This window comes from Tissierella sp., assembly GCF_032104385.1.
In the GTDB taxonomy this organism is placed as follows: Bacteria; Bacillota; Clostridia; order Tissierellales; family Tissierellaceae; genus Tissierella.
In genome coordinates this window covers 172553-181983 of sequence record NZ_DAMCHJ010000004.1, presented here as the reverse complement: position 1 = coordinate 181983, position 9431 = coordinate 172553, and the positions used below count along the sequence as shown (strand labels likewise).

Here is a 9431-nt window from a genome sequence, read left to right as displayed (position 1 = left end):
GCAGCCGACTTTTATTATAATACACGGTTTTATATATAAAGTCAACACCTTTTTTTAAAAAACATTCAACTTTTCCTAAACAAGTAAATAATTGGATGTATTAAATACATTCTTACAATATCATATACTCTATAATTGCTAATCTAAGCAACAAAAATATATCAATTCTAATACATCTAACTTTATTCTCTATTTGTTATAATCAGCTACTAAACTACCTAACGCAATTGAATATAATTTTGCTTCATGGTCATCCGCACGAGACACCAGTACTATAGGAACTTTCGCACCCATTACTATCCCCGCAGATTTTCCACCTGCAAAATAAGTAATACTTTTTCCAATTCCATTTCCCATTTCAATATTTGGAACTAATAAAATATCTGCATTTCCTGCAACAACCGATTTATATCCCTTTATCTCGGCAGAGGATGAAGATACTGCTAAGTCTAATGCCATAGGCCCATCTACTATAATTCCCTTTGAAAACTTTCCTTCCCCATATCTACTCTTCAGTTCACTAGCATCTACTGTTGCTATCATTTTGGGATCCAATTTTTCCTTAGCAGCTAGACAAGCTACCTTAACTTCTGCTTTTCCTAATGCCTTTCCTACTACTGCTGCATTTTCTATGATCTTTGCCTTATCTTCTAATGTTGGTTGTAAATTCATTCCACCATCAGTTAAGTAAATTAACTTTGAGTAATTCGGTATCTCATATAACATTACATGAGATAGTAGGGAATCAGTTCTAAGCCCCCACTCTTTATTCAAAACTGCTTTTAATAGTATGGAAGTATCAACTAAACCTTTCATTATAAAATTAGCTTTCCCTTTTGATACCATTTTAACCCCTATTTCTGCCGCCGCACTTAAATCTGTTTCATCTATTATTGTATAGGAGCTTACATCAAACCCTTTTTCTTTGGCAATATTAATTGTTCTTTCTCTATCACCAATTAATATTGGTTCAGCTATACCAAGCTTTTTACTCTCAAATACAGCTTCTAAAACCTCTTCATCATGACAAGCTACTACTGCAAGCTTCATAGGTTCTTGATATTCTAGTTTTAATAATTCTTCTAGCTTTTTGATTTCCATCATTGATCCCCCCATATTTAGTATTATTTATTTATAAGTTTTTCTAATGCTTCTTTCTGGGTATTCATATTTATATCATTAGGATTTAATATTACTGCATTTTGTATATCACTATAGGCATCTTTTAGTTTCCCTAATTGTAAATAACATAACCCCCTATTAAACATAAGTTTATAATCATCTGATATATTTTCAATACCTTCCGTGAACACATCTACAGCATTACTTATATCTCCTATAGTAAATAAGCATATTCCCAATTCATTATAGAGATTAGAATCTAATTTATAAAGTTCTAAAGCTTCCTCAAAATAATCAATTGCATTTTCAAAATCTGCAAGTCCTTTATAACAAACTCCTATTAGATATTTAAGTTCCCACCATTTATCAAATTTAGATAATAGCTTTAAAAATATATCTAAAGCCTTATCAAAATACTCACGTGATAAATATGTTAATCCCGCTTCCATCGCCACATCATTTTCAATAAGCTCTATTTCTCCCCTTATTTCTTGAAGTCTTAGCTCATCCTTATCTAAAATTAAATGCTTTGTCCAAATAAGCTTTGCTTTTAAATATTGCTCTGAAAATTTATAATGATATCCCAATTTATAATATGCCAATGGATATTTATCATCTATATCTAAAATAGTCTCTAGTTCATTTGTAGATTTATCAAGAAACTTTATCCCTTTTTCATTTTCTTCCTTTTCAAAATATCCTTTTGCTATTTCCTCTAAAGCTATGGCATAATTAAATATGCCATTAACATTTTTCGGGTTAATATATTTTAATGCTCTAAAATAAACAGCCCCACTATCATAATCATTTTCTTCCATACTCCTAATCCCTTGATAAAAAATATAATCTTCAGCTTTTTTATTATAAGACATTAGAATGTTCTTGTAATCCTCCATATGCATAAACAAAGAATCTATACCCATCAAATAAATAATTCCATCTATCACATTTGATAGTTTTATTTCTTCTTCCATATTACCTTCTATAATCTCACTAACTAAAACATCCGTTAATATAGGAAGAGGAATATCCTTATCTATAGGATAACCCTTGATATTAGTAATTGCTCCTTTTTTCAATTCAATAAATGTAATTTTATTAGTTTTCTTCTTAAAATACTCATTAATAAATTCCATAATCCACCTTCTATTCTTAAAACTTATTCATAAACATTCTTTTTCTTCTAGTGCTAGTGCTTAATAATTTAAATAAATGCCCTCTATAAATCATTATAAATGAAAATAGTCCTTGTCCCAACAGATATTTTATAATACTGGATGTACCAAAATTAAACCCAAAGGATAGATGCGTCGCAAATAAATCTGTGATAATATTACCTGTAAGATAATAAAGAATCCCATAAAACAGTATGTTTGGCAATAGCCAATTTAACCAATTATCTTTAATAAAATCAATGGAGTACATAATACTATCCATTGGTTCTAAGACCTTTAAATACAAAGTTTCTGGCAATGCATTAAGTATGAAAAATATAGAAACTGTTATTATTATATTTAATATATATGCATTAAATCCTAATATTCCTTGAATAATAGATAATAAATAACTACCTATCCAAGCAAAAAAGAATACAGTATAGACTTTTCTGAGAAAGTATTTAAATCCATCTTTAAAATCTTGAAAAGTTATCTTGTTATAGTTAATTATATTATATAACAAGTACAAATAGTTTGAAATTAAACTAGCACTAACTACTGCTAAAATAATCCCTGCAAAAATAGATAGCACTCCTGTAAATATAGTCAAAACTACAGTAAAAATAGCAATATTTAAAATCATATATACTATTCCTGTAAAAATTATAACACCATTATCCCTTAGACTATTTAATGTTTTCCTAAAAACTTGCTTATTAAGCATCATAAAATCCTTTATTATATCCAAATTAAATCAACTCCTTTATTATATGGGTTATATCATAGGTGTTGCACCTATTTATAACTCCTCTTTGGTATACAAATAATATATCTGTCCTAGAATTATGACCTGCTAAAATATAATCATTCTCTATGATTTTGAAAATATCAATTCTAAAACTCTCAACAGCAATATCTTGAATTATTTTTTTCGTTGGCAATTCTTTATATTCACCTAGATAGTTTTCAATTACTTTATCATTTTTTAATATTTCATGAATCTGTCGTTGTTCAATATTACATTCAAAATCTAAAATACCTTTTGGAGTCTTAGAACCTTTGTTATTCTTTATGAAATCAAACTTTAACAAATCATTAAAAACTAAAACATCTCCAAATTCCTTATATTTATAAAATCTCATTAATATCTCATATAGTTTATTTCTACTGCTAGATACTTTATGATAACCTTCTAATTCCCAATAATATGAGAAATCTTCATAAAAATCAAAAGGATTAGTATAATAATTGCTGATTATATATTCTAATGAGTGCTCAAAATATCCTTCATTATAATATCGTTCTACTAAATCTTCTATTGCCTTTAATTTTATTATGTCTTTATACTTTATAAAATTATTTTCTAATACTTCATAAGGTGGTATATCTAAATATTTAAATCCATATTTAAATTCATCCTTTCTCAGTTCTGAACCTTTAAGTAATTTTAGAAAACCTAATTGTATTTTTTCAGGCATTATTTCATATACATCATTAAAAGACTTTCTAAAAGAATCATAGCCTTCATATGGAAGTCCTGCAATTAAATCTAAATGTTGATGAATATTTTTATATGATTTTATCTCCTTAGTAATATCCCTTAATTTCTCAAAATCAGTAGTCCTGCCAATAGCTTCTATTGTATCTAAATTAGTAGATTGCACTCCTACTTCAAATTGAAACAATCCTTCTTTTGCATCCGATAAAAATTCTAGCATTTCTCTATCTAAAAGATGAGCTGTGACTTCAAAGTGAAAATTTATATCCTTTGGATTCTTCTCTATAATAAATTTCATTATCTCCATCGCATACTTTTTATTAGCATTAAAAGTTCTATCTACAAATTTTACTTGTTTTACTTTACCCTCAATAAGATTATTTAATTCTTCCTTAACTCTATCTATTCCAAAATACCTTACCCCTTTGATTGTTGAAGATAAGCAAAATTTACATCCAAAAGGACATCCCCTTGAGGATTCAAAATATACTATTTTATTTTCAAATTCATTTCCAATGTTTTTATATGGAGAGGGAATAGCATTTAAATCCTTAATTAATGGTCTAGGTGAATTTTTAATTACTATATCTCCTTGAGAATAAATTAATCCTTGTATAGTGGTATAATTCTCATTATTAATTATCTTTTCTATAAACTCTCTAAAGGTTTCCTCACCCTCACCATAGATAATAAAATCAATAAACTTATTATCCTCTAAAATCTTTTCTCCATCAAAGGAAACTTCTGGCCCTCCTAGAACTATCTTTAATTTTGGATTAACTATTTTTAAAATCTTACATATATCTAATGTCTCAGTTAAATTCCAAATGTAAGTTGAAAATCCAATAATATCAGGTTCTAATTTATATAAATCTGAAGCTATAAAGTCTATATTTTGATTTATTGTATATTCCTTTATTTCGATATCAATTAAATCCTCAACATATCCCTGTAGATATCTAATAGCTAAACAAGAGTGGATAAACTTGGAATTTAATGTACTTAATATTACCTTCATTCATTTACCTTCCTTTTTATTATATTAAATACATTATATCATTAGTTTTTAGTCTTATACAGATAATTTACTAAAACATAAGAATAGTAATTGAATTTTTGACAAAATTCTTATAGAATATATTGTATAATACGACAAGAAAGGAGATAATCCATGAGAGAGTTTGATAAGATTTCTATTCAGGAAATGTCTAAAGATGATATGCTCTTAATTATTGAAGCCTTGGAATATACAGGCAGTAACACTAAAATAAACGACTTTTTAAGCCTAAAGGATAGTATTCTTGAAGAATTAAGTTCTTTGGCAGAAGTTGACGAAAAAGATTTTTTAGAATATCTAAAAAAATAGACCCCTTAGGGTCTTCTAAATAAGTACATACCAGTTTTAGTTTGAATTAAAGAAGTTAGGGTATTATCCTTTACTTCTTTTTTTATTACCTTAGATTCTCTAAGTAATGAGTGAAAAAATATTTCTCCCTTGTTGAAGCTAAAAATATCTGGTAAAATATATTCTTTTATCTTTAATTTATCAGGATCTATTCTAGACTTTCTTAAAGCTATAATATATTTACTAAGATTAGTATAAAATTTAGGAATATTATATTCCTTATCTATATTATATAAAAAATCATATAATATTTTACCTACAAAAGTTTTAGGTTCTTCCCTATTTAGGATCTTCATAATATCCTCCAAATTTGGGTATCTATTGCTTCCTATATCATTTAAAGTATTTAACAAATGAATCTTTTCTCTTTCAAAATCCACTTTAAAATTACCATTATATTTTTCAATTTCTACTCTATAATATTCTCCATATTTATTGATATAATTAATCTGAGAAAATCCAATGATATTTTCTTTTATTTTATCTATTATACTATCCTCATTTTCAATGATTAAATATAATAGATATACAATAGAGACTGTTTCAAATAGGGTTTGCAAATTCCCCGTTGTAAATAATATATTTTTTATTACTTCTTCCTCTATTACTTCATATCTTTGATTTGCTAAAATTAAAGGTATTATTCTGCCTATTATAGAATCATCGTCTTCTTTCCAATATATATTCGGATTCACCCTTCCTTGTGAATTTATCAAGGAAGGGTTATCTCCAATTCTATATCCTAGCCATAATTTAAATTCTTCTAGAAATCTAGTATAGTCTATTCTTACTGCTTCTTCATTTAACATAGGTATTAAAGACTTTATATTTATTATGGCTAATTGAGATATATAGCCATAGTTTTTATTTTTATTAAAATCTTCCTCAAATACACCTAATAATAATCCTTCAAAACTCATTTTACCCATAAATATCTACATTCTCTCCGGTGCTTCAATACCCAATAAATCTAACCCTGTTTTTAATACAGTTTTAGCTGTAAAGGATAGCATTAGTCTTGCTTTTTTAATTTCTATATCATCTGTAATTATAGGATAGGAGTTATAGAATTTATTATATGCTTTTGCTATTTCAACTATATGCCTTGTAATAAAATATGGTTCATTTTTTTCCATAGCATCCACTACTACCTTAGGGAAATCATATAAAAGTCTTGTTATATTTATTTCTTCCTCAGTGTTAAGAAGACTATAATTTATATTGTCTTCTTGATTAAATTTTCCTCTTTCAAGTAAAGAATTTATTCTTGCATGAGTATATTGAACATAAGGGCCAGTTTCACCTTCAAAACTTAATGTTCTATCCCAAGAGAATACATAATCCTTAATCCTTTGATTAAATAATTCTTGGAATATTACAGCTCCTATTCCAACTTGCTTTGCTACTTCTTCTTTGTTTTCTAGTTTTGGATTTCTTTCATTTATTATATCCAAAGTATTTTTAATTGCAGTATTTAATACATCTTCTAAAAATACAACTCTACCTTTTCTAGTGGATAAAGTACCATCTTCTAGGCTAACCATACCAAATGGTATATGAACACAATCTTTTGCCCAATCATATCCCATAAGTTCTATTACCTTCATCCAAGCTTTAAAATGAAGATTTTGCTGGGAAGCTACTACGTAAATATTTTTATAAAAATCATAAGTTTTCTTTCTATAGAAAGCAGCAGCGATATCTCTTGTAGTATATAAAGTTGACCCATCACTCTTCATAATAAGGGCTGGCGGCATTCCATACTCTTCTAAATCTACTAAATATGCTCCTTCTGATTCTTTCATTAAACCTTTTTCTTTTAATTCTTCAATTACTGCTGGCATTTTATCAGAATAAAATGACTCTCCAGCATAGGAGTCAAATTTAATATTTAACATATTATATACCTTATTAAACTCTTTTAAACTTATTTCTCTAATCCATTTCCATAAATTTAGAGCCTCTTCATTTCCATTTTCCAATTCTTTAAACCAATATCTTGCTTCATCCCTTAATTCTTCATGTTCTTCTGCTTCTGCATTAAATCTAACATATAGTTTTAACAGTTCATTTATAGGGTCAGCTTCTATTACCGCTTTGTCTCCCCATTTCTTATATGCAGAAATAAGCATACCAAATTGAGTACCATAGTCTCCTAAATGATTGATAGCCACTGTATCATATCCTAAGAAAGTATATATCTTATATAAAGCATTTCCTATAACTGTTGTTCTAATATGCCCTATATGAAAAGGTTTTGCAATATTTGGTGATGAGAACTCTACTATAACTGTTTTACCATTCCCCACATCCGATGAGCCATATTTAGTTCCTTTTTCCTTTACTTCATTTAAAGTAACTTCTATAAGTTTACTTTTATTTATAAAGAAATTTAGATATGGACCTTTATTCTCTATTTTTTCAAAGTACTCATTTTCTCCAAATTTACCTGCTAATTCTTCGGCTATAAATGGTGGCGCTTTTCTAAAAGCCTTGGCTAGTCTAAATACTGGAAAAGCATAATCACCCATATCATATGATGGCGGCACTTCTATTAAAGATGATATTTCTTCTTCTGTAAGTGCATCTACTTGTGACTTAATCAATTTAACAACTTCTTCTCTAAAGTTTAACATTTACATTACCTCCTTAAATAAATATAGCTCTCGTCTCTAATATAAGAGACGAGAGCTACCCCGTGATACCACTCTTGTTGGCAAATGCCCACTCGAAATTTTAACGCTCCTAGCGTAATATCCTACTCTTTTCAGATATATTCTCCTGAGCTCTCTTCAAATATTTCCTATGTACTGGCTCTCACCAATCCAGCTCGCTTCAACACGGTAAATATTCTACTCTCTCAATCTACGAATTATATATAATTATTACTATATAATATACAATATTATATATATAAATACAAGTAATATTTAGAACTCCTATATTAATACATGAACTTTAATATCGATTTTCTTCACCTATATCCAAAAATAATACCTTTTTCTTATTTAAAATTAATACATTGGTGAAAAATAACGATGTACCTCCCAGTGTTGTTATAAAATAAGCTGGTATTATATTTAATAAGAATCCAGATAATATTAATCCCAATGGTAAGATAATTTTAACTACACTCATAACTATACTTAAAACACGTCCCCTATATTCATCGGGTATCAATTTTTGTAACATATACATAATTGGTATATCTATAGAAGAAATTGAGACTCCAAAAACAATCATTATCCCGCAATAATATAAAGTATATATAGTATTAGTAAATAATAAATTTTTAAACAATATTGGAACTCCCAATAAGTTTATACATATGCATAATCCTAAGCTGGCAAATATTAAAATCTTTTTATAAGAAGCTCTTTGTATAATCCTTTTAATTAGCAATGCACCAATTATCATTCCCACTGGGAATGCACTCTGAATTATTCCTAAAGTCTTGGAATCTAATACCAGTACATTGTTAATTATATAAGGTAAAGGTATAGTGATTGATAACCCTATAAAAAAATTCAAGCTAATAAATACACTTAAAATCCCTATTATAGCCTTTCTCTCTATAATATATTTCAAGCCCTTTTTCATATCTTCTACAAAATTAATACTATTTTCTCTTTCATTATTTCCATGGTAATTATATTTAAAATCTATAAACATTTCAGATATTCCTGAAAATATATAGGATATTCCATTGAATAAAATAAAATATCTAATGTCTATAAAAGCAAATACTATTCCTCCAATCATTGGTCCTAGTATAGATGACATTGAATCTATAATCTTACTAGCAGAATTAATATTCAGCAACATATTTTCTGATACAATATTAGGAATAGCCGCTTCCATGGAGATACCAAATATAGTAGTAAAAATTGAAGTAATAAAGGTACTTATATATATCAGTTGTATGCTCAAACCATATATGCCGCTAACTATATATAATAATATAAGAAATATTCCATTTGCTATATCCATTGCAACTACTATCTTCTTTTTATCAAATTTATCAGCTATAACCCCTGCAAAGGGATTTATAGTTACTATTGGTAATATACTAACTATAATACTTAGAGCAAAATTCAGTCCTGAGCCTGTAATCTTTAGTATATAAAGTCCTGTGGCAAATGAATAAATAGATGCCCCAAAAATAGATACAAACTTTCCCAATGAAAATAATATAAAATTTAATCTCTGTCTTTTATCTTTCATATTGACTCCTCCTATCTTAATCATA

The 9431-nt window shown here is 27.6% G+C and carries 8 protein-coding genes and 1 other annotated feature; of the genes, 1 reads left to right on the top strand and 7 read right to left on the bottom strand.

What is annotated here, in order from left to right:
- Positions 1-189: 189 nt before the first annotated feature.
- From RT714_RS06685 to RT714_RS06670, 4 genes are read right to left on the bottom strand one after another with little or no spacing between them, the layout of a single operon-like run.
- Positions 190-1101 (bottom strand): bifunctional enoyl-CoA hydratase/phosphate acetyltransferase, encoded by a 912-nt coding sequence (locus RT714_RS06685; protein WP_313756801.1) that lies wholly within the window; start codon positions 1099-1101, stop codon positions 190-192.
- Between the two features lie 23 nt (positions 1102-1124).
- Positions 1125-2258 carry a tetratricopeptide repeat protein gene (locus tag RT714_RS06680; RefSeq protein WP_313756800.1) on the bottom strand — a complete coding sequence of 378 codons (1134 nt, stop codon included), beginning with the start codon at positions 2256-2258 and terminating at the stop codon, positions 1125-1127.
- A 16-nt stretch (positions 2259-2274) separates the two neighbouring features.
- Positions 2275-3027 (bottom strand): hypothetical protein, encoded by a 753-nt coding sequence (locus RT714_RS06675; RefSeq protein WP_313756799.1) that lies wholly within the window; start codon positions 3025-3027, stop codon positions 2275-2277.
- A 1-nt stretch (position 3028) separates the two neighbouring features.
- Positions 3029-4795: a B12-binding domain-containing radical SAM protein gene (locus RT714_RS06670; protein WP_313756798.1), complete on the bottom strand. Its 1767-nt coding sequence runs from the start codon at positions 4793-4795 to the stop codon at positions 3029-3031.
- 153 nt (positions 4796-4948) lie between these two features.
- On the opposite strand from RT714_RS06670, the gene RT714_RS06665 reads away from it, so the two are divergent.
- The gene (locus tag RT714_RS06665; protein ID WP_072977613.1) at positions 4949-5143 is read left to right on the top strand and encodes a hypothetical protein; all 195 of its coding nucleotides are present in this window, start codon (positions 4949-4951) and stop codon (positions 5141-5143) included.
- A gap of 5 nt (positions 5144-5148) precedes the next feature.
- On the opposite strand, the gene RT714_RS06660 is transcribed toward RT714_RS06665, so the two are convergent.
- The 3 genes from RT714_RS06660 to RT714_RS06650 form a co-directional block, all read right to left on the bottom strand.
- Positions 5149-6111: a hypothetical protein gene (locus tag RT714_RS06660; RefSeq protein ID WP_313756797.1), complete on the bottom strand. Its 963-nt coding sequence runs from the start codon at positions 6109-6111 to the stop codon at positions 5149-5151.
- A 6-nt stretch (positions 6112-6117) separates the two neighbouring features.
- Positions 6118-7818 carry an arginine--tRNA ligase gene (gene argS / locus RT714_RS06655; protein ID WP_313756796.1) on the bottom strand — a complete coding sequence of 567 codons (1701 nt, stop codon included), beginning with the start codon at positions 7816-7818 and terminating at the stop codon, positions 6118-6120.
- A gap of 41 nt (positions 7819-7859) precedes the next feature.
- Positions 7860-8059: a binding site (T-box leader), on the bottom strand.
- Between the two features lie 81 nt (positions 8060-8140).
- Complete coding sequence (locus tag RT714_RS06650; RefSeq protein WP_313756795.1) at positions 8141-9406, bottom strand: MFS transporter; 1266 nt, start codon at positions 9404-9406, stop codon at positions 8141-8143.
- Positions 9407-9431 lie beyond the last annotated feature (25 nt).